This is a genomic window from Pseudoalteromonas sp. AWH4_217 (assembly GCF_056161105.1).
Genome location: NZ_JBSWYM010000003.1, coordinates 18,901 through 39,809 on the forward strand (window position 1 = coordinate 18,901; position 20,909 = coordinate 39,809).

Genomic DNA, 20,909 nt, shown 5'->3' on the forward strand with positions numbered 1-20,909 from the left:
TATGGGTAGTTTTAGGCTATTAACTATAATGATACTGTGCCTGTGCACTTTTTTTGCCAGCGCAAACGTATATGTGTTCGACGGAACACAACGCGGGCATAATCTGCATGACAAAGGCTTAGTGTTATCAGCCGAGAATAACGCACGGTTCCCGGACAGTTTTGCTCAGGTAGAACAGTGGGCAAGTATGCAAGCGGAACAGACGCAACGTGCGTTATTTTCTGGCCGATATTGGTTGGTAACTGAGATTGAAAATCACTCCAGGTATCAGGATCTGGTGCTTTACCCCTATAACACCGTATTATCCAATGTAGAGACGCGAATCTACTCCGAGACGGAGGTTGAGCGGTTCTTTACGGGTGGTATGCATGCCAACGAATACCCTTTTCACTATGGCAACAAAATCCATTTGTTACCAAATCAGAGGTATTACATAGTCACTTTATTTGAAAGTGACTATTTTTATACGCCAATTAAGCTGGAGCTTATTCCCGTGAAGGAATTTGAGCGCCAGGTTACTATGGACAACCTTTTGATGTCCCTGTGCTTTAGTGTCGGTATTGTACTTGGTTTGTACAACTTGCTGATTTACATTGGCTCAAAGGACATGACGCATCTTTATTATGCGATGTTTGCTGCAACCTGGGTATTCGCCTGGAGCCATTTCTTCCATATCTCAGATCAACTCTTTGGCTTTTACTCAGCTCACTTACATTGGCTGGGTTTTGCCCTGACGCCGATCACTAACGTATTATTTTATAATCAACTGCTTAAGCTTAAAGAGACGCACCCCGCCTTGTCGACGGCATCGCTCTGGGTTGGCGCAATCGGCGCGATTGGCACGCCATTTTGTATTCTGTTTCCTGGATTTGGCTTTTTGTGGGCAACGCTGGCCACGGGGTCAGCTTTGTGTATGGGTCTTTATGTTGGGATATTACGGCTGACGGAAGGGTTTAAACCGGCACGTTATTTTGTTCTGGCATACGTGTGTATGGCGATACCAAACATGGTCGGGAATTTCACTAACCTCGGTTTACTCCCTCCTATCGCTGTCAACTTGTATTTAATCGGGCTGATAGGGACTGCCCTGGATGCCTTGCTATTGGCTTTTGCGGTGGCAGATAAATATCGCCTGACGAATGAAGAAAACATAGAGCTGAATAAAAATCTAGAAGCAAAGGTCCTTAAGCGAACTTATGAACTGGAGCAGCTGGCGTCAGAGTTACGTGATGCCAGCGAAGCAAAAAGTCGCTTCCTGGCCAATATGAGCCATGAAATACGTACTCCGATGACGTCTATTATTGGCTATGCAGATGGCATCATGTTGGGTGATATTAAACCTCATGAACGCAATCATGCGATTTCGGTGATCCTGCAAAACTCACGTCATGTTCTGGGCTTGATCAACGATATTCTCGACATGTCTAAAATCGAGGCCAACCGACTCGAAGTTGAACTCATTGAGGCGAATTTATTTCAATCCATTACTCATGTCGAATCACTGTTGGGTAAACAGATCAGAGACAAAGGTCTGGAGTTTGAGTTGAATTATCACTTTCCATTGCCTGATTATATTGTGATTGACCCGACTCGGTTGCGACAAATATTGCTCAATCTGACTTCTAATGCACTTAAGTTTACCTCGGTAGGCAAAATTTCGATCGATGTGAGTTGCACTCAGGATATTTTATCCGTTCGGGTACAGGATACCGGGATTGGGATGACTTCTGCTGAGCAAAAAGAGCTGTTTAACGCCTTTCATCAGGCCGACTCGTCAACGACTAGAAAATATGGCGGCACCGGCCTTGGGTTAAATATCTCGAAAAGCCTGGCACAGAAACTCGACGGGGATATTACCGTTGAGAGTGAAGTCGGCTCAGGGACTGCTTTTACGCTGTCTGTAGGCTTGTATACCACGCAACGTACAAAGTGGTTAAATACGTTCTCGGAAATTCATCAATCAGAGGAACTCGGCACAGAGTCAGAGAGTTATGAAACCGAATCGTTAAAAGGTGAAGTATTACTGGCCGAAGATCACCTCGATAACTGCCGGTTGATCACGCGTATTCTGGAGCGAATGGGGCTGAGTGTTACTGCCGTTGAAAATGGCCAGCTTGCTGTGCAAGCTGTGCTGGATGACGAATTTGATTTGATCCTTATGGATATACAGATGCCTGTGATGGACGGTGAACAGGCATTTAACTTTATCCAGGCAACGGGTTGTACTGCACCTGTGATAGCGCTGACTGCAAATACGATGAGCCATGAAGTAGAACGCTACCTCAAGCTTGGCTTTACCGATCATCTTGCCAAACCTATCGACAGAGCTGAATTTGCTAAGAAGGTCAGTCACTACCTGAACATCACGGTTGAAGAGGACCTTGCTTTACCTGACGAAGAGTTTTCTTTACTAAAATCCCAGTACATAGCAGGACTGCATGAACAGCTTGTACAGTTACAAAACCAGCTGAAATACCACGACTTTGATGGCCTGGCGCGGTCTATTCATGCGTTAAAAGGCACATCAGCTATGTTCGATTGCCATGATATTTATCAGACAGTAACTAAGATTGATGGGCTGCTTAAAGAAAAACATTATGACAAGGTTGAAGAACCAATGGTTGATTTATTTGAACTGATACATATTGCAATCCAGCAGTCCGAGTGTAATCAGGCCATCTAATTGCTGGCGAATAAACGGTACAAGTTAAATAACACACAGCTTCAATTGTAATAAGTTGTTTAATTTGTGTACTTTGCAGATTACAATCTTTTGTTCTGAAAAATTCAATAAATTGTAATGTAATCACTACGCTAGTTTATTTTCTGAAATCTAAATGAGAATACATACTTTTGCTAACTTTGTGCAAAAGTAGAAACATCAAAGCCTTAGCACTGAAGTGCAAAACATATTTTCACACTTCAGGGTGGTTGTTTTTTGAGCTACCGGTCTTTTTGGCTTACCTTTAAAGCGGGTTAGACAACAAGGTATGCAACTATGAAAACATATATTCCTTATATTTTACTGGCATTATTGGCTGGGTGTTCATCGTCAGACAACGAGGAACCTGGTAACACCAACGCTCAGGATCAACAACAAGCCCCTTCTGATGATTCATCCGATGGTGATTCGGGGGGCAGTAATAACGGTTCTGAAGGAGATAGCTCGGGTGATGCAGGGTCTGGCGACAACGGCTCGGATGATGGTGCTGATCAGAACGAGCCGGATGATTCGCGTGGCGCCTATTTCCCCCGTGAGGTAATGGCATCATCTCCTTTTAGTGATAGCAGCAACGAGGTGGAGCGTGGTTTTGGCGCTCGGCCTGCGGTAGAGTACGGGCCTTCAGTTCCCACTTATTTGTGGTCGACACAGCGGATTGGTCGCATACTCAATGGTACAGTGCCTTTGCTGGATGTCTTTAAAGTTCAGTCATTTTATCGCAATAGTACTAATGCAGCATGCTTTGGTCCTCAGGTCGCTTATACAGGTCACCCTGATGCAACCGATCCAGCCTCAGCTTCCGGCACTTTACCAGGTGGCGACTTAGGGCTGTGGTTAGAGAGTGACACTGATGGCAATGCCTGTGCTGTGGCTCAGACCAACGCGTTGTTGAGTGGTCTGAGAGATCAATCGCGAATGAGCCTGATGACCTTAGCCAGCATGGTTTCTGCGGCGCTTGACTCTGGTATGAGCCTGCCTGCAGATGGCAGCAGTATTGATGTAACCGGTGAAATGAATGCCAAAGGCGTTTCTGGTGTGACGTTCAGCACTGCCGCTATCACTCGTGCTGGCAGTGAATGGCAATATACCGTTTCGCTCACTTATACAGTCAGTGGTTCCGACTACGATATTTCACTCTCTATGGCTCATACTCCCGGCGCCGATCTGTTGAATTATTCAGGTCATCTGACTTATTTGGTGGAAGGCGAACAAGGCGTGAGTGGCATTGAATTTCCCGGCGGAAATTGCGCCCAAAATGAGCGTACCCGGGCGGGCTCTTTGGCTTATGAGCGGGCTGGAGACAACATGTCCTTACAAGCCAGAGTGGTCACCCTATGTGGTCACGGTAACAGTGGTATGTTCAATACTGATAACCAGGTAGATGTGAACAACAAGTATCACAACGTCGATAATCCCGATGGTTGGAGCGAAAACTTTTCGATATTTGGTGCGAACTTTGACCTGACCACATTGGCCGGGCAATATGCCTATGTCTGGCAGGCCGGAGTTAACGACAGTAACAGCCGAATTTTTAATATCGGGTTTAACTCCCCCAGTCTGGATAATGGCGAAGCGCACTTTGGCTATGGGTCGAAAATAGAGGACACCGACGGGCTGATCCAAGGCTTTATCTGTAATTGGGCTGGTCCGGGAAACGATCACAGTATGCAGGCATTCTCGCAACGCCAATTCTTCCAGTACGACACTGCAACGGCTACCTATGACGGCAGTGGTAGCAAAGCGAATATTGAATATGCACCAACGGCTTCGTGCAGCTATGACGGCACGGGCAGCTTTGTGTTTGATATTGATGCCAGTGGAATATTAGGCGATATCGCTCAGGAAGATGCGACGCTGGCGTTCAGTCAGGATCTGTGGGCGCCAACTGATCCAAGCAAGACAGTAGCTGAATCTATAACCGATCGAGGCTTGTCGGTGCCTACGGTCCCTTATACCTGGCCTGTTGATGAATAAATTGAATCAAACCGGGCTCTCGGCAGAGGGCCTTTAACTTTTTCGGCTAATCGAAAGTTTGCGACAGATCAAATTTCTTCCTGGCATCGACCAATGTCTAGTGTTGTCTTTATTTCAGTAATTCTATGTTTAATAGGGTATCGGTCGTTAACCGGGTTTTAACCAGTTGGCAGAGTTTCAACCTGCCAAACCCGGCCCAACAGGAAATCATTATGACAACAACTGCATATCAAGCCTATCAACGGGCATACGAACAATTTGAGCAAAATCCAGAGGCATTCTGGCTCAATCAGGCCGGCCGCATCAACTGGCATACCCCACCTAAAATCGGAGTCAGTTACGACGAGTCGTCGTTAAGTCACTGGTTTGAAGATGGCAGACTAAACACCAGCTATCTTGCACTGGATCATCAGGTAAACGAGGGCAGAGGTAAGCAAGCCGCACTGATTTATGATTCACCGGTAACAGGACAAAAGCAGAACTACACCTATTCACAATTGCTCGACGAGGTCAGTACATTCGCCGGGGCGCTCAGTAAGCTTGGTGTGATAGCCGGAGATAGGGTGGTAATCTACATGCCGATGATCCCGCAAGCTGTGATAGCCATGCTGGCATGTGCACGGATCGGGGCAATTCATTCTGTGGTGTTTGGTGGCTTTGCACCCAAAGAGCTTGCGGTACGCATTGATGATGCAAAACCTAAGCTGGTGTTGAGTGCATCCTGTGGTGTTGAAGTTGGCAGGGTGATTGAATATAAGCCCATGCTGGATGAAGCGTTGGCTCTGGCGGAGCATCAAATAGAGCACGCGATTGTCTGGCAACGTCCTCAGTATCGTGCACACATGTCTGCGCCGCGTGATCTTGACTGGTGTGAGCTGGTTGCTGCGGCCCCGCAGGCCGATGCTGTGCCATTGAGTGCAACGCACCCTCTTTATATCTTGTACACCTCCGGTACGACCGGCACCCCAAAAGGCGTTGTGCGTGAAAATGGTGGTCATGCTGTAGCGCTGCACTATAGTATGGAAACGGTATATGGTATGAAACCAGGTCAGGTATTTTGGGCCGCGTCTGATATCGGCTGGGTAGTGGGCCACTCTTATATTGTATATGCACCACTTCTGTTTGGTTGTACAACTTTGTTGTACGAGGGCAAGCCGGTCAGAACTCCGGATGCTGGTGCATTTTGGCGGGTAGTTGAGGAATATCAGGTGAATGCGCTGTTCAGTGCGCCGACTGCGTTTCGTGCTATTAAGAAAGAAGACCCTGAAGGTAAATTGTTTTCACAATATGATACCCGCTCATTACAAACCTTGTTTCTTGCGGGTGAGCGCCTGGACCCCGCGACCTATGACTGGCTACAATCTGTCACGCGCCTGCCGGTTATTGACCACTGGTGGCAAACCGAAACGGGCTGGCCCATTGCCGCTAATCCAATGGGGTTATCACCTTTACCGACTAAAGCGGGCAGTTCGTCGGTGCCAACACCGGGTTATCAACTAAGCATACTGGATGCGAACGGCGAGCCTTGTGCGCCTAATGAGCAAGGGTTAATTGCAATTAAGACTCCTTTACCACCTGGTTGCCTGAGTAACATCTGGCAAAATAGCAGTCGTTTTAAACAAGGCTATTTGTCTGAATTTCCAGGTTATTACTTGTCAGGTGACGGGGGCTACCTGGATGAAGAAGGGTATTTGTTTATTATGGGACGCACGGATGATGTGATAAACGTGGCTGGTCATCGTTTGTCGACCGGAGAGATGGAAGAGGTCGTTGCTGCGCATGAGGCTGTAGCCGAATGTGCCGTATTTGCGGCTAAAGATGAGCTAAAAGGCCAGGTGCCTGTGGCTATGGTGGTGCTTAAAGATGGCGTGGAACTTACCCAGGAACAGTTACGCGAAGCACTCGTTCAGTCTGTTCGGGGCAAAATAGGGGCAATTGCCTGTCTGAAGCAAATTCTGGTCGTAGAGCGATTACCAAAAACACGTTCCGGAAAGATACTACGCAAAAACTTACGCCAGCTGGTGGATGGTGAAGCGATGACAGTCCCGTCGACCATTGACGACCCTGCCACGCTTGATGAAATCAGTGTGCTGTGGCATGCCACACAGCCATAACGATACAAAGAGCTAGATACATTTAGCCGGTTTTGGCAGGCCGGCTATCTTAGTGGCTTGCTTTGCAGGTCCCTTCGGAAACAACTTATACAAGTAGATGCTTTTGCCTTTGTCTTCACCCAGCTTTTGACCAATGGCTTTAACCAGCATACGAATGGCCGGGCTGGTATTGTACTCTTCATAAAAGTCGCGGACGAAGTTGACGACCTCCCAATGTGCGTCTGTGAGCGTAATATTCTCTTGCTCCGCCAACAATGGCGCCAGTTCTTTATGCCAGTCCTGATGATTTAGCAGGTAGCCTTCTTTATCTGTTTCGATCTGTTTGTCTTGAAAAACGAGCATAGTTACCACGTAATAGTTTTATTGCATTGCTCAACCAGCGTGATCCACTGTTGGTCGCTGAGCGGTTCGATATTTTTTTGCACACTGATACCGCGTGCCAGTGCACAGACATTCAGCATACAAGTACGATTAGTACTTAGTGCGCGCCATGCTGCCTGATCATAACAGGCGTCTCTTGTGAGCAGTATCACATCCTGCTTAGCGAGCAAACCTGTACTGAATACGTCATGATAGTAACTCAGCGGCTTAGAAAAAATATGTAACGTGGAGAGGCTCATAAACTGACCACCTTACTTTGTTGAGACAGCAATGCTTGCTGTTCGTCTACAGTCAGAAGCTGAGCGTCGATATTCAGGTCGTCAGGGGTAAGCGCAAAGCGCTTCATGGCTTCGGCACATACATAGACTTGCTCAACATCATAAATCTCCAGCGTTTTAAGCTGTTTAAAGTAGTTTTTAATTCCCAGTGTGGATGCATCATTGCCTTGTTTTAGGGCTAATACGGCTGGGCCCTTGAAAAGCCAGGAGATGTTCTGATCCAGCGCAGCAAAAATCAGTGCCATATCTAGCCCTTCGCGGATATGTGCACCATCGAAAGGAGCGGTGTGGTTGATCACCAGAATGTTTTCACTCATTTAAATTGCACCCACTTATCTGCTTTGGTTGCTAACATGGCAAATTCCGCCAACCCTGCAACCTCAAAAGGAGCACACTGTGTGGTATCCAGCCCGTGCTTTTCTGCCGCTGTAACACATAGCTTGAGCGCAATACCTGCGTCATGCAGGGATTGCCATACCTGAGCTGGCTGAAGTTCATCGCTGGCCAGGCTGAAATGCGGACTGGCAAACAAAACGGCTTGCTGATAAAGAAAGATACATTCAATTTGGTGATCTTGTGCTTTTAAAGCATTAGCGAATCGCAGCAGTTGCTGCAATGCATCGTGGTCACTGACATCGCTGTGCAGGGAAAGTACGTACTGGCTCAAAAGTTACTCATAAAAAAAGCCCCGAATGGGGCTTATTTTAGCAAACTGAGCAGATTAGTCATCACTTGAGCCAAGTAGCGCAAGGATAGACGTGAACAGATTGTAGATGCTCAGGTACAGGCTTACTGTTGCCAGGATGTAGTTTGTTTCACCACCATTTACGATGCGGCTGGTGTCATACAGGATAAAGCCAGACATCAGTAATACAACAGCGGCGTTAATCGCGATAAAGGCAACTGAACTACCGATAAACAGGTTAACCAGGCTAGAGACAATCACGACCAGCATACCTACAACCAGGAAGCCGCCCATGAAGGAGAAGTCTTTTTTGGTTGTTAGTGCGTAAGCAGATAAACCAAAGAACACCAACGCTGTTGAACCCAGCGCTTGTGCAATCAGCAAGCTGCCATTGGGCATCGAGGCATAGTGGTTAAGCAATGGACCCAAGCCAAAGCCAAGTAGACCTGTGAACAGGAAAACCAAACCAATCGCTGAGCTAGAGTTCGCTTTTTTCTGGATCACGAACAAAAGACCAAAAGCAACCAGTGAACAGACAAGACCGGTGAAGCGCGGTAGTGCCATAGTCATAGAGATGGCAGCAGTAATCGCACTAAATGCCAGTGTCATTGCCAGTAGGAAGTAGGTGTTTTTAAGCACCTTGTTAGTTTCGACCGTCGACATAGCCACTTTTTGGCCAGTGTACGAATGATTGAACGCCATTATCAGCTCCTTATTAGAAACACAATGTTCCGAAAATTATTCTAGGTCAAGATTACCAAGAGTTAAATCGCTCGGCAAACCTTTCTGGATCAGTAGACCCTAAAATTGTGCTAAAAGTTCTCAAACTCCCGATTATTGACCATAAAACCTCTCAATGTGTCCGATGTTTGTACAAATAAAATGAAATTTAACCAATTAAACAAAAAAGCGAAAAAAAAGCTTCACAAGGGCGTCAGGATTCACTAATATTCGCCCCGCTGCGGAGAGATGGCTGAGCGGTTGAAAGCACCGGTCTTGAAAACCGGCATACGTTAATAGCGTATCTAGGGTTCAAATCCCTATCTCTCCGCCACTAATTTTACGAAAATCTGCCAAGTGAGGTTCACTGGCGGGTTTATACAATCTGTTTTGGAGAGATGGCTGAGTGGTTGAAAGCACCGGTCTTGAAAACCGGCATACGTTAATAGCGTATCTAGGGTTCAAATCCCTATCTCTCCGCCATATTAAGGCCGCAAGTCTCAGACTCGCGGCCTTTTTACTTTTTCATCTTGCACAGGTTGCTAGCCTGATAGCCTCAGTGCGCGTTTTACGTAACGTTTAGCCCGGTGAGCGCAGGCATTAATTGCATCGGACGCCTTATCTGCCACCTCATTCACTTCAACCTGCTGATAGCCTCTCAGCCCGACTCGGATCGTACAGTGAACTTGTTGAATGTCGTCTAACTGGTTTTCATCCGTCAAAACATAAACTTCGACTTTGTCAATTTGCCCTGCATAGCGGCCAAGCATAAGCCTGATTTGTGCATCTACATGATTGTTTTCGGCTTCTGTCGTGTCACTATGGGATGAAAACACATCTACCCACATAATTTACTCTCATTAATTGATTTAAAGTTCGTTTATCTGCTTAAACGTCGCCTGTAATGTGATCGTGCTACCTCATCAAGCGTATCAATCGAAAAGAATTAAGTGAAATCGTTTGTTCTATATACTACAGTTCGGATTATTCGAAGTGTCTTTAACTATGAGGAAGCCCCATGCAGGATGTCATTAACTACAAACACTTAAAGTACTTCTGGGCTGTTGCGCATGAGGGCAGTATTGCCAAGGCCAGTGCTAAGCTGAACATTACCCCGCAAACCATCAGCGGTCAGTTGTCTTTGCTCGAAGAGCGCGTCGGTAATGAGCTTTTGCAAAAAGAGGGCCGTGGGCTGCGACTAACCGACACTGGCAGAGTCGTATTGCGCTACGCTGATGAGATCTTTGAGTTGGGTAATGAGTTGAGTGATGTTTTAAAAGGCAACAGTGCTGTGGGCCCGGCAGAGTTTATTGTTGGCGCCTCCAGTGTATTGCCCAAAACCATAGTCCATAAGATTATTGAGCCTGCCATGCATATTGAGCAGGACATTCGCCTGACTAGCCTGGAAGGGCCAGTAGAAAGTATGCTTGCAGACTTGGCGGTTCATAAAGTTGACTTAGTGTTGAGTGATGTGCCTGTTACAGGGGCGTTCAGTGTAAAGGCGTATAACCATTTGCTGGGAGAAAGTAGTATTACCTTTTTGGCGGCCCCAGCACTTGCCAGACAATACGCCCAGAATTTTCCTATGTCGCTTAATAATGCACCTTTATTACTGCCGACACAGCAACATGAAATTCGCAAAGAGTTTGATTTTTGGTTGAGCGATCAGAATATTCACCCCAATATCGTGGCGCAGTTTGACGACAGTGCGTTAATGAAATCGTTTGGCCAGTCTGGTTTGGGGCTGTTTTTTATGCCCAGTACCATTGCTCAAGATGTGTGTGATGCATTCCATGTACGCCCGGTGGGTGAGCTGCCAAACATAAAACAAAAGTTTTATGCGATTTCAGCAGAGCGAAAAATCCGACACCCGGCTATTGCTGCGATATTCAATACAGCCAAATCGTCGTTATTCAAATGAGCTACGTTATCAAAGTGGTAAAAGATCAACCTTGTGCCAAAATTACAGTTCGTATTTTTCGACGCTTAAAATTTAATAATTCGAGTTTTACATAGCATTGCTGCACCCTAGTATAGTTTTAGTACAACTAGTTCCCGAGGTGTTTTATGCAAGATCTGAAAGACTGGCACAGTCAACACTCAGAAGCAGTACTCAAGCAGTTCGAGGCCGACCCGGAGCAGGGCTTATCACCGCAACAGGTCGACAGGCAACAAGCCCAGTTTGGGCCGAACGCCATTACTAAACATGATGGAGACGGACCGATAAAACGGTTTGCCCTGCAGTTCCATCAGCCTTTGGTTTACATCTTGCTTTCGGCAGTGGTGGTGACGCTGGCACTCCAGGAGTGGGTCGACGCCATCGTCATTTTTGCTGTGGTGCTACTCAACGCCATCATTGGTTTTGTGCAAGAATCTAAAGCCATCAATGCCATCAATGCCTTGTCTGGCAGTATCAAATCAACCGCAACCGTGATCCGTGATGGGGTAAAAACGACCATTGCTGCACAACAACTGGTGCCTGGCGACATTGTACTGCTGCAGGCCGGTGATAAAGTGACCGCGGATATGCGCCTGGTGAAGGTCAGAGATTTACAGGTTGATGAGTCGGCACTGACCGGAGAATCCGTACCTGTGGAGAAAAACCTTGAGGTGCTTGCCAAAGAAGCGTTGCTGGGAGACCGCCAGAATATGGCGTTTTCATCGACGCTGGTGGTTTATGGTACCGGCGTTGGGGTAGTGACTGAAACTGGTGATAACACCGAAATAGGTAAAATTTCTGAGCTGATCGCGACGACGCCAACGCTGGACACACCGTTGACCAAACGCATCAAGCAATTTAGTCATGTCTTGTTATATGCGATTGTCGGCCTGGCTGCGATTACTTTGCTGATAGGGTACTTGCACGGACAACCACTACTTGACTCCTTTATGGCCGCGGTTGCTTTAGCTGTGGGGGCTATTCCGGAAGGTTTGCCTGCAGCAGTCACGATTATGCTGGCCATTGGCGTTTCCCGCATGGCTAAACGTAAAGCCGTTATTCGTAATCTACCCGCGGTTGAAACGCTGGGAAGTACCACCATTATCTGCTCCGACAAGACTGGTACTTTGACCAAAAATGAGATGACCGTAGAGCAGATCTACAGCGGCGGGCAGCTCTATGCGGTATCTGGCAATGGTTACGATCCTGCTGGTGAGATCCAAACTCACATGTCGCAGTCTGAGTTACAGTCAGCCACAGTTGAGGCCAACACCCAGCCTGGTCTTTATGCAACACTCAGAGCTGGTGCGCTGTGCAACGATGCTCAACTCTTGGCACCGGATACAGGAAATGCACAGTGGCGTATCAGCGGTGATCCGACCGAGGCAGCATTACTGGTGTCTGCACGTAAAGCTAATATGGCCTCAGAAAGCCTGAATGCCAAACGAATTGATTGCATACCATTTCAATCAGAGTATCAGTATATGGCCACCCTGGATGACGTCGACGACACGCGTATAATCCATATGAAGGGATCTATCGAGAGTATTCTGCCTAAATGTCGGTTTATGCTTAATGAGCAGGGCGCCTCTATTCCTCTTGATCAGGGGGCGATTGAGCAACAAGCCGAACGCTTGGCTGCTAAAGGCTTGCGCGTACTGGCTTTTGCCAGCAAAGCGACAAGTCGGGAGCAAACGAGCCTGAGCCATGACGATGTTGCTCAGGAGCTGGTGTTCCTGGGGCTACAAGCAATGATAGATCCGCCTCGTCCTGAGGCCATTGAAGCTGTTGCTGCCTGTCACAGAGCCGGGATCCGGGTCAAGATGATCACCGGAGATCATGCGCTGACTGCCACCAGTATTGCCAAGCAGCTCGGCATTATTCAACCGCAAAGCGCAGGAAAAACCGTTACGGGCTATCAGCTTGGTGACCTATCGGAGCATGAGTTCAGTGATATTGCCTGTAATAATGATGTGTTTGCACGGGTCAGCCCTGAAAATAAACTTCAGCTGGTGAAATCGTTACAGGCCGAAGGCCATGTTGTGGCCATGACTGGGGATGGTGTTAATGATGCGCCCGCGCTCAGACGGGCCGACATTGGTGTTGCCATGGCACTCAATGGCACTGAAGTGGCCAGAGATGCGTCGGATATGATGCTGACTGATGATAACTTTGCCACTGTGCGGGCTGCTGTTGAGGAAGGTCGGGGTGTCTTTGACAATCTGAAGAAGTTTATTGTCTGGACCTTACCAACCAACGGTGGCGAAGGCCTGGTGATTTTACTTGCGGTGTTACTTGGCGTGTCACTGCCGTTATTGCCGGTGCATATTCTGTGGGTCAACATGACCACTGCCATTTTACTCGGTCTGATGCTGGCGTTTGAGCCCAGAGAAAAGGGCATTATGGACCGTCCACCCTACGATCCGGATGCTCCTATCATTGACAGGATCTTAATGTGGCGAATTTTGTTGGTGTCCTCTTTATTGTGTATCACGGCCTTTGGCTTATACGAGCTTGAATTAATGTGGGGCGCAACTGAAGCGCAAGCCAGAACCGTCGCAGTCGCTATGTTTGTGGTCGGTGAAGCATTCTACCTGTTCAACTGTCGCTCGTTGGAACGGTCGGTATTTTCGGTTGGCTTGTTTTCAAACCGCTGGATCTGGATAGGCATCGCGCTGATGATGGCATTACAGTTGCTGTTTACCTACCTGCCCTTGATGAATGACTGGTTCCAGAGTGCACCTATCTCACTTGAGGCCTGGTTACGAGTTATTGTCTGTGGCTGGATGATTTCGCTGATTGTCGGAGCTGAAAAGCACCTGCGCAGTCGCAACAAAGAACCACAGCCAACCTCAGATTCAAATACCAACAGAGTGAGTGAATCAGTATGAATAAAAAGACGCATTCTCACAATTCAGACAAACGGACCTTGCTTATCCGGGCAGTGATCTTCAGCGCTTTATGGCTGCTGCTCACAAAAGGGGTTTGGTCCTCCTGGGCAATAGGTATTTTCGTTGTGCCTGTGTCGGTCTGGATGAGCATGCGTCTTTTTCATAACGCGGCAGCCGTGCCTGTTCATTCTGGAACAGGGCAGCTGCATTATGGTCGTCTGTTGCGCCTGCTGCCGTATTTTTTGCTTAACTCGTTGAAAGGGGGAATACAAACAGCGCGGCTGGCTTTTGCTCACCGCATTGAAATGCGCCCTGGTACGGTTTCTTATCCGCTACGTTTGCCTTCGGGCCATACACAGCTGTGGTTTATTCACCTGATCAGCTTACTACCAGGCACGTTGAGTGCCCAACTGAATGGTGATTTCTTGTTGGTACACATGCTGGAAGTAAATGAAAGCAATTATCGGGATGTGATTGACTGTGAACAAAAGATCGCCTATTTGTTTGATTTAGAACTAGATAAGCAAGTGGTGCCGGTTTTGAAGGAGCAACTATGAGTGAGTATTTAAACCTGGTTATTACAATTTTAACCCTGGTTCTGCTTGGCGGGCTGTGGCGGCTCTGGCTGGGCCCATCGAAGCTTAACCGGATACTGTCTCTACAACTGTTTGGCACCATAGGCGTTGCGATTTTGGCGCTGCTGGCAGTTGTATATCAACAAAGCGCTTTATTTAACGTAGCGCTTGTATTGGCCCTGCTGGCTCCGACCGCAACGGTCATTTTGGTCAAAATGGGAGACACTAAATCATGACATTTTTTGACTGGTACAGTGTAGTTATGGTGACGCTTGGGGTTTTCTTTTTCATTGCTGGGGGCGTTGGTCTGTGGCGTTTTCCAGACGAGTTATCCCGGCTGCATGCGCTGACCAAGGCCGACAATCTGGGCTTAGGGTTTGTCGTGCTGGGGGTGTTACCTCAGGTTGTAGAAGTAGCAGATGCAATTCAGCTGTTGTTGATTTGGGTCGCTGTGATGTTGGCAGGAGCCGTCTCTTGCTATTTATTAGCCAGTCACACAGGTTTGGATCAAGGTGAACACCCGGTAGAACACCGGAGCAGACTGGAAGAACAGGAGGCTGTGCATGATAAGCGGTGAGTTATTTATCGACCTGCTATTAGGCAGCGGGGCCTTAGTAACCGCAATATTGTGTCTCACAGCCAAAGACCTATTTCAGGCGATTTTACTGTTTATCAGCATGGGCCTGCTAGTAACGCTTGCCTGGGTCAGGCTGGGTGCGTGGGATGTTGCCATCGCAGAGGCGGCGATTGGAGCGGGTTTGACTGGCGCATTGCTTATCGCCACACGTCGACAGCTCAACCAATAAAACTGCGTTAGATAATAACAACAGAGGTAACTTATGTTTAATAACATGACATTAAGTAACAGTGCACAACAAGAAGCAGACTTGCCTGGCAGCATCCTGTTGATTGTTGGTGTGGTGGTTGTTGCAGCCTGTCTATTTCTGGCTATATCCCTGGTCCAGTTTCAGTCTACAGACCAACCGCTAGTGACACTGGTTGCCTCTAACCTGGAGCAAAGTGGTGTAGAGAACCCGGTTACGGCCGTGCTACTTAACTTTCGCAGTTATGATACTTTGCTGGAAGTTGCGGTGCTGTTGATTGTTGCCCTAGCAGTGATGCCCTTCAGTTTACAAGACGCCCGGCAGCCATTTATTAAAGTATCTGAACCCGTAGAGCGAAGTTTGGTACTTGAAGCCTTCCTGCGGTGGTTGTTACCGGCGATAGTCGTTACATCCGGGTATTTACTTTGGACTGGTGCGGCATTGCCAGGCGGTGCGTTTCAGGCGGGTGCATTGCTGGCAGGCGCAGGGATTTTGCTGCTACTTGCCGGTCATCACAGTTTTAACTTCAATGCACCCACCGCACGCCTGTTGTTAGTGGTTGGCTTAGCCATGTTTTTGTTGGTCGGTGCTGGAGTCATCCTGTCAAGTGGCATCGCGTTGGATTACCCGGAGGCCATGGCTGGCACGTTAATTCTGGTAATAGAAGTGGCGGCGACGTTAACCATAGCGGCAATCCTGGTTTTGCTATTTTGTGCGTTACAGATTGAGCCTCAGTGTTCACTGGCAAACCGTGTTGAGAAGGAGAAGCACTCATGACGCAAGCTTTGTTATATGGTGTATTTGGTATTGCACTGTTCGGTATTGGTCTGTTTGGCGTCTTGGCAATTGCCCATGTCGTTAAGAAAATACTCGCCATCAATATTTGTGGTGTGGGCGTGTTTATGTTGTTTATAGCCAATGCCTCCTCCGGCGCTGTACCAGATTTTGTCCCACACGCTATGGTATTAACTGGGATCGTGGTCGCGGTCGCAGGTACGGCAATGGCTTTGTCTTTGATGGTTCGGATCAACGCACTTGAAAAGCCTGAGGAAGACGCTTAATGCCAGTAATCGACGTTGCTTCTTTACTACCCTTGCTGATTGCGATCCCCCTGGTTGGGGCTATTTTCTCGGTATTGCTGAGTACCAGATATGCGCAAGTGCTGATTGGGCTGCTTAGCGCACTGGGCTTGGTATTCGTAATAGGGCTTATCTTGGCCAATTTTCCCCCTGAAGTCTCCGAGTTTGCGACCCCTCTGAGGTATGCCCTTGCAGGCTGGGAGGCTCCTTTGGGTATTGCGCTAAGCCTTGATGGGTTCTCAGCTCTGCTACTGTCATTGACCGTTTTTTTGGTCACAGTATTGACCTTTTATTCTGCTTTCTATTTCGCAGCATCACCTGCACGTGTGCGCTTTTGGCCTCTGTGGTGGTTGTTGGTGGCGGGGATCAATGCGCTATTTCTGTCTGCTGACATTTTCAATGTCTATGTGACACTCGAAATTATCGGATTGGCAGCGGTTGCTCTGGTAGCGTTAAGTGGCAATAAAGCGGGCCTGACGGCAGCGTTGCGTTATTTATTAGTCGGTCTGTTAGGGTCTCTTTGCTATCTGCTTGCTGTGGCTTTGTTGTATCACGTCTATGGTACTCTAGACTTTGCACAGCTTGCAGCCAAAGCTGAATCAAATCCATTAAGCTGGGCTGCATTGGCGCTAATCACTGTGGGTTTGGTGCTAAAAACCGCCCTGGTTCCATTGCACTTTTGGTTACCTCATGCTCATGGCAGTGCACCGGCACCAGTTAGTGCTATTTTGTCCGCTTTGGTTGTCAAAGCGTCGTTTTATCTGTTGGTACGATTTTGGATGGAGATCCTGGCACCCGCCGTTACCAATGAAGCGTTAATGCTATTGGGCATATTAGGAGGGACAGCTATTCTGTGGGGGTGTGTGCAGGCACTCAGAGCAAAGCGTCTCAAACTGATGGTGGCATACTCGACCGTCGCGCAAATTGGTTATCTGTTTTTGCTGTTTCCACTTTTGATGAGCACTGAGGAAGCATCGGCATCGCAACTGGCTGCCCAGCAACAAAGTGCGCTCGCCGCGATATCTTATTTTATTGTCGCCCATGCCTGTGCCAAGGCAGCGATGTTTATTGCTGCCGGCAACATCATACATTCGCTTGGCCATGATGACATTGCTAAGCTGCAGGGCATGGCAAAGTATATGCCATTGAGCTTGTTCACTTTTGCGATAGCTGGAGGCAGTTTAATCGGTCTGCCACCCAGTGCAGGCTTTATCGCCAAATGGTTATTGCTCAATGTTGCCATTGATACTCACCAGTGGTGGTGGGTTGTGATCATTCTTACCGGTGGACTGTTGGCAGCACTGGCGATATTCAGAGTGCTGGACCTGGCATTTATTAAACCAGAGCAGGCGTCTGAGCAAGTTGCCCCTGACAACTGGCAGAAGGTGCCTGTGGCTATGCCTGTCAGTGGCCTGGCGTTGGCTCTGTGTACAATGGCGCTGGGTTTCAATGCGGACCTGATCATTGACCTGATAGCGATAGGAGGCGGTAAATGATGTGGCAAAGTACTCTGCCTTTGTTAATTTTACTGAGCGCACTGGTATCCGGGGTTGCGATATTTTTTGTCAGCGACAACAAGCCTATACTTAGAAAAACTCTGAACTTTCTTGGCGCCGGCAGCTGTGTTGGCCTGATCTTGGTGATGATCTCGGGTGTGTATCAGGGACAGGTTTTTGAAACGCGTTTGCCCTTGCTGCCTAATATGGATTTGGTGTTGCATGCGGATGCGTTGTCATTACTGTTTGTCGCCTTATCCGGTTTTTTGTGGTTATTAACGACGATTTATGCCATCGGGTATCTGGAGCAATCACCTAACCGTAGCCGCTTTTTCGGTTTTTTTAGCCTGTGTGTATTCGCAACCATTGGTGTTGCGCTGGCTGGTAACTTGATCACTTTTTTGATTTTCTACGAGCTACTGACGCTGACAACTTATCCACTGGTAGTCCATAAGGGGAATAAAGCCTCGCTGGCGGCAGGACGTAAATACCTGATTTATACCATGCTAGGTGGCGCCAGTTTGCTCGCCGGTGTTGTGTGGTTAAAAGCCCTGGCGGGATCATTGGACTTTACCGCGACGGGGATCCTCGCGTCCATGCCTCATTTAGACCCATTCCACCTGAAAGTGATTTTTGCCCTCATAATTGTAGGGTTAGGGGTAAAGGCGGCATTGATCCCGTTGCATGGTTGGCTACCTTCTGCCATGGCTGCACCTGCTCCTGTGAGTGCATTGTTACACGCGGTTGCCGTGGTTAAAGCGGGTGCATTTGGCATAGTGCGGGTTGTTTATGATGTCTATGGAGTTGAATTTGCTCAGGAACTTGGTCTAACCATCATTCTGGCTGTGTTGGCTTCTGTGACAATTGTTTATGGCTCTACCCGAGCCGTGTTCCAGGATGACCTTAAACGCAGGCTGGCTTATTCAACGGTCAGTCAGGTTTCCTACATTGCACTGGGCACTGCCATTGCCGGGCCAATCGCCACAATTGGCGGCATTGCACACCTGGTCCATCAGGGGTTGATGAAAATCACCATGTTCTTCTGCGCCGGTAGCATAGCAGAAACTCTGGGTGTCACTAAGGTCAGTCAGATGAATGGGGCCGGAAAACGAATGCCATTAACCATGTTGGCGTTTAGCCTGGCGGTACTGGGCATGATAGGGATACCGCCCGCAGCGGGTTTTATTTCAAAATGGTATCTGGGCACCGGAGCACTTGAGGCAGGCTTTTATTGGGTACTGGGGGTACTTATTATCAGTAGTCTGCTCAATGCTATCTACTTTCTGCCAATTTTATACGCGGCTTGGTTTAAACCACAGCAGGGGGCCTGGCCAAAAGAAAAACCCAAGGGGCGGCTAGAAACGCACTGGATGCTCATGTTACCACCTGTAGTGACTGCACTACTGGCGCTCAGCGCAGGCTTGTTTGCTGATGCCCAGTTTAGCCCGCTGAACTGGGTGAAACTGATAGCAGCCCGAGAATATGGCAGTGAGTTTGTATCAATACTGGCAGCCAGTTCGCAACAAATTCCTGCGATGTGGCTGGCGCTTGGTGCACCGTTATTGGGGGCGCTATTGCTGGTGCGCAAGCAAATGCAGCAGGTTGCACACTGGTTTTTACCCTTATCAGCAGGTATAGCACTGCTTGCCTATGCAATTTCTGGACAAGGCACCAACACCACACCTTGGTTATTTTTTGGCAGTGTGCTGACGCTAAATGATACAACATCGACCTTCTTCCTGCTTGCTGTCTGTCTGTGGTTACTGGCAGCGGTTTTTGCCGTTAATTTTGTTAAAGCTGATGAGCGCAAAGTTAGGTTTTGTCTGTTTTTCCTGCTAGCTATGTGCGGCAACTTCGGGCTTGTGTTGGCCCAGGATATTTCAGGTTTTATCAGCTTCTTCACCTTGATGAGTCTGGCTTCGTATGGCCTGGTCGTGCACTTTGATACGGATGAAGCCCATCAGGCGGGCAAATCTTACATGCAATGGGCGGTACTGGGAGAGTTGTTGCTTTTTACAGGACTCGCAGGCCTGGCATTTGGATCAATTGATCCCTCCTCAGCTGGAAATCCGGAGCAAACTTATCCGGCCTGGGCAATCGGGTTTTTACTTGCCGGGTTTGGAGTAAAGGCAGGCTTGTTTGGCTTGCACGTATGGCTGCCAATGGCGCATCCGGTTGCACCCGTTGCAGCCAGTGCGTTACTAAGCGGGGTTATGGTGAAAGCGGGGCTGTTGGGGTGGCTTAAATTTATCCCTTTCGGTGAGGTGGCATTCGCAACTTATGGCTCTGTGCTCGTGGTGCTTGGGTTATTTGCGGCATTTTTTGGCGTTTTGGTAGGGGTTACACAGGATAACCCTAAAGCCTTACTTGCATACTCAACGATGAGCCAGATGGGCATTTTGATTGCGGCTGTGGGGGTCGGGTTGAAATATCCCGAATTATGGTCCTTATTGCTGCCCGCTATTGTGTTGTACGCAGTGCATCATGGTTTGGCTAAGGCTGCACTGTTTCTTTTTGCTGGTATGAATAGCACTTTAACATGGCACAAGTATCGCTGGGTTTGCTGGCTGGCAGCTGCATTACCCGCTGCTGCACTGGCCGGGTTGCCACTAACCAGTGGTGCGGTTGCCAAGGTCGCGCTAAAGGATGTTGTGGAGCGGGATTTGCTCATGGGGACAGTACTTCCGTTGACAGCAATAGGGACCACCTGGCTGATGATGCGATTCTTGCAGTTGATTGCGCAAAAGCAACCAAAAAAGGTGACTGGCCAGCCTGATGTATTTCAGTTAGGTGCGTACGGCACGTTATTGATATTGGTGACGGTGCTGAGTTATCTGATACCGCAAGCCAATGGTGCTTGGGCTAATCAACTGGCTGCGGCAAGCTTTTGGGACAGCGCATGGCCTGTACTTCTTGGTCTGGGGATCTATTTTATAACACGAGCATTTGTTGAGGGTATGGGACCATTACCGGCTGGCGATATCAATGTCGCTTATACGGAAGCGGGCAGTCTGGTACGTCTTGGTGCAGAGACACTGTCGCAGGGCTTAAAATTGTTAAAAGGTGAAATAGAGAATACCTCTTGGCAGTTGCCTCAGCGTGTGGTTTGTCGGCAGGCGCGTGTAGTCGGTCTCGCGATGGCGGCCGTACGTTCTTTGATGACGCCTGGCGTATTGTTTGCCTTGCTTTTGTGCATGCTGCTGTGGGCGATGATAGCAGCAAGGTAAGCTT

19 protein-coding genes and 2 tRNA genes are annotated in these 20,909 nt (G+C 48.2%); 15 read left to right on the plus strand and 6 right to left on the minus strand.

Going from position 1 to position 20,909, the window contains the following annotated elements:
- Positions 1-28: 28 nt before the first annotated feature.
- The 3 genes from ACXAH1_RS03520 to ACXAH1_RS03530 all read left to right on the plus strand — a co-directional run bounded on the left by ACXAH1_RS03520 (position 29) and on the right by ACXAH1_RS03530 (position 6,810).
- The gene (locus tag ACXAH1_RS03520; RefSeq protein WP_475193851.1) at positions 29-2,683 is read left to right on the plus strand and encodes an ATP-binding protein; all 2,655 of its coding nucleotides are present in this window, start codon (positions 29-31) and stop codon (positions 2,681-2,683) included.
- Between the two features lie 315 nt (positions 2,684-2,998).
- Positions 2,999-4,696 (plus strand): hypothetical protein, encoded by a 1,698-nt coding sequence (locus ACXAH1_RS03525; RefSeq protein WP_475193854.1) that lies wholly within the window; start codon positions 2,999-3,001, stop codon positions 4,694-4,696.
- Between the two features lie 125 nt (positions 4,697-4,821).
- A complete protein-coding gene (locus ACXAH1_RS03530) occupies positions 4,822-6,810 on the plus strand; it encodes a propionyl-CoA synthetase (RefSeq protein ID WP_475193856.1) in 1,989 nt (662 codons plus the stop codon).
- A 12-nt stretch (positions 6,811-6,822) separates the two neighbouring features.
- Here the strand turns inward: ACXAH1_RS03530 and ACXAH1_RS03535 are convergent, their stop codons facing one another.
- The 5 genes from ACXAH1_RS03535 to ACXAH1_RS03555 are packed head-to-tail and all read right to left on the minus strand — an operon-like array spanning position 6,823 to position 8,856.
- Positions 6,823-7,152, minus strand: a complete 330-nt coding sequence (locus ACXAH1_RS03535; RefSeq protein ID WP_010386021.1) for a TusE/DsrC/DsvC family sulfur relay protein — start codon at positions 7,150-7,152, stop codon at positions 6,823-6,825.
- A 2-nt stretch (positions 7,153-7,154) separates the two neighbouring features.
- Positions 7,155-7,430 (minus strand): hypothetical protein, encoded by a 276-nt coding sequence (locus ACXAH1_RS03540; protein ID WP_475193857.1) that lies wholly within the window; start codon positions 7,428-7,430, stop codon positions 7,155-7,157.
- Positions 7,427-7,786 (minus strand): sulfurtransferase complex subunit TusC, encoded by a 360-nt coding sequence (tusC, locus tag ACXAH1_RS03545; protein WP_475193860.1) that lies wholly within the window; start codon positions 7,784-7,786, stop codon positions 7,427-7,429. Before tusC ends, ACXAH1_RS03540 begins: the two co-directional genes overlap by 4 nt.
- Positions 7,783-8,136 carry a DsrE family protein gene (locus ACXAH1_RS03550; protein ID WP_475193861.1) on the minus strand — a complete coding sequence of 118 codons (354 nt, stop codon included), beginning with the start codon at positions 8,134-8,136 and terminating at the stop codon, positions 7,783-7,785. The genes tusC and ACXAH1_RS03550 overlap by 4 nt, the downstream gene beginning before the upstream one ends.
- A 54-nt stretch (positions 8,137-8,190) precedes the next feature.
- Complete coding sequence (locus tag ACXAH1_RS03555) at positions 8,191-8,856, minus strand: Bax inhibitor-1/YccA family protein (RefSeq protein WP_138550624.1); 666 nt, start codon at positions 8,854-8,856, stop codon at positions 8,191-8,193.
- Positions 8,857-9,117: 261 nt separating this feature from the next.
- On the opposite strand from ACXAH1_RS03555, the gene ACXAH1_RS03560 reads away from it, so the two are divergent.
- A tRNA-Ser gene (locus tag ACXAH1_RS03560) sits at positions 9,118-9,208 on the plus strand.
- A gap of 58 nt (positions 9,209-9,266) precedes the next feature.
- Positions 9,267-9,357, plus strand: a tRNA-Ser gene (locus ACXAH1_RS03565).
- 59 nt (positions 9,358-9,416) lie between these two features.
- Here the strand turns inward: ACXAH1_RS03565 and ACXAH1_RS03570 are convergent.
- Positions 9,417-9,722 carry a hypothetical protein gene (locus ACXAH1_RS03570; RefSeq protein WP_475193864.1) on the minus strand — a complete coding sequence of 102 codons (306 nt, stop codon included), beginning with the start codon at positions 9,720-9,722 and terminating at the stop codon, positions 9,417-9,419.
- A gap of 170 nt (positions 9,723-9,892) precedes the next feature.
- On the opposite strand from ACXAH1_RS03570, the gene nhaR reads away from it, so the two are divergent.
- From nhaR to ACXAH1_RS03620, 10 genes are all read left to right on the plus strand, one after another.
- Positions 9,893-10,795 (plus strand): transcriptional activator NhaR, encoded by a 903-nt coding sequence (nhaR, locus tag ACXAH1_RS03575; protein ID WP_475193865.1) that lies wholly within the window; start codon positions 9,893-9,895, stop codon positions 10,793-10,795.
- 146 nt (positions 10,796-10,941) lie between these two features.
- Positions 10,942-13,704 carry a cation-transporting P-type ATPase gene (locus tag ACXAH1_RS03580; RefSeq protein WP_475193868.1) on the plus strand — a complete coding sequence of 921 codons (2,763 nt, stop codon included), beginning with the start codon at positions 10,942-10,944 and terminating at the stop codon, positions 13,702-13,704.
- Positions 13,701-14,261, plus strand: coding sequence for a Na+/H+ antiporter subunit E (locus ACXAH1_RS03585; RefSeq protein WP_475193870.1), 561 nt, complete (start codon positions 13,701-13,703; stop codon positions 14,259-14,261). The genes ACXAH1_RS03580 and ACXAH1_RS03585 overlap by 4 nt, the downstream gene beginning before the upstream one ends.
- Complete coding sequence (locus ACXAH1_RS03590) at positions 14,258-14,515, plus strand: MrpF/PhaF family protein (RefSeq protein WP_138546157.1); 258 nt, start codon at positions 14,258-14,260, stop codon at positions 14,513-14,515. Before ACXAH1_RS03585 ends, ACXAH1_RS03590 begins: the two co-directional genes overlap by 4 nt.
- Complete coding sequence (locus tag ACXAH1_RS03595; RefSeq protein ID WP_475193873.1) at positions 14,512-14,856, plus strand: monovalent cation/H(+) antiporter subunit G; 345 nt, start codon at positions 14,512-14,514, stop codon at positions 14,854-14,856. Before ACXAH1_RS03590 ends, ACXAH1_RS03595 begins: the two co-directional genes overlap by 4 nt.
- Positions 14,843-15,085 (plus strand): hydrogenase subunit MbhD domain-containing protein, encoded by a 243-nt coding sequence (locus ACXAH1_RS03600; RefSeq protein WP_475193876.1) that lies wholly within the window; start codon positions 14,843-14,845, stop codon positions 15,083-15,085. The genes ACXAH1_RS03595 and ACXAH1_RS03600 overlap by 14 nt, the downstream gene beginning before the upstream one ends.
- Before the next feature lie 33 nt (positions 15,086-15,118).
- Positions 15,119-15,880, plus strand: a complete 762-nt coding sequence (mbhE, locus tag ACXAH1_RS03605) for a hydrogen gas-evolving membrane-bound hydrogenase subunit E (protein WP_475193878.1) — start codon at positions 15,119-15,121, stop codon at positions 15,878-15,880.
- Positions 15,877-16,164 (plus strand): NADH-quinone oxidoreductase subunit K, encoded by a 288-nt coding sequence (locus tag ACXAH1_RS03610; protein ID WP_475193881.1) that lies wholly within the window; start codon positions 15,877-15,879, stop codon positions 16,162-16,164. The genes mbhE and ACXAH1_RS03610 overlap by 4 nt, the downstream gene beginning before the upstream one ends.
- Entirely contained in the window at positions 16,164-17,678 is a 1,515-nt protein-coding gene (locus tag ACXAH1_RS03615) for a complex I subunit 5 family protein (RefSeq protein ID WP_475193884.1), read from the plus strand. Before ACXAH1_RS03610 ends, ACXAH1_RS03615 begins: the two co-directional genes overlap by 1 nt.
- Positions 17,675-20,905: a complex I subunit 5 family protein gene (locus ACXAH1_RS03620; RefSeq protein WP_475193885.1), complete on the plus strand. Its 3,231-nt coding sequence runs from the start codon at positions 17,675-17,677 to the stop codon at positions 20,903-20,905. The genes ACXAH1_RS03615 and ACXAH1_RS03620 overlap by 4 nt, the downstream gene beginning before the upstream one ends.
- The last annotated feature ends 4 nt before the right edge of the window (positions 20,906-20,909 follow it).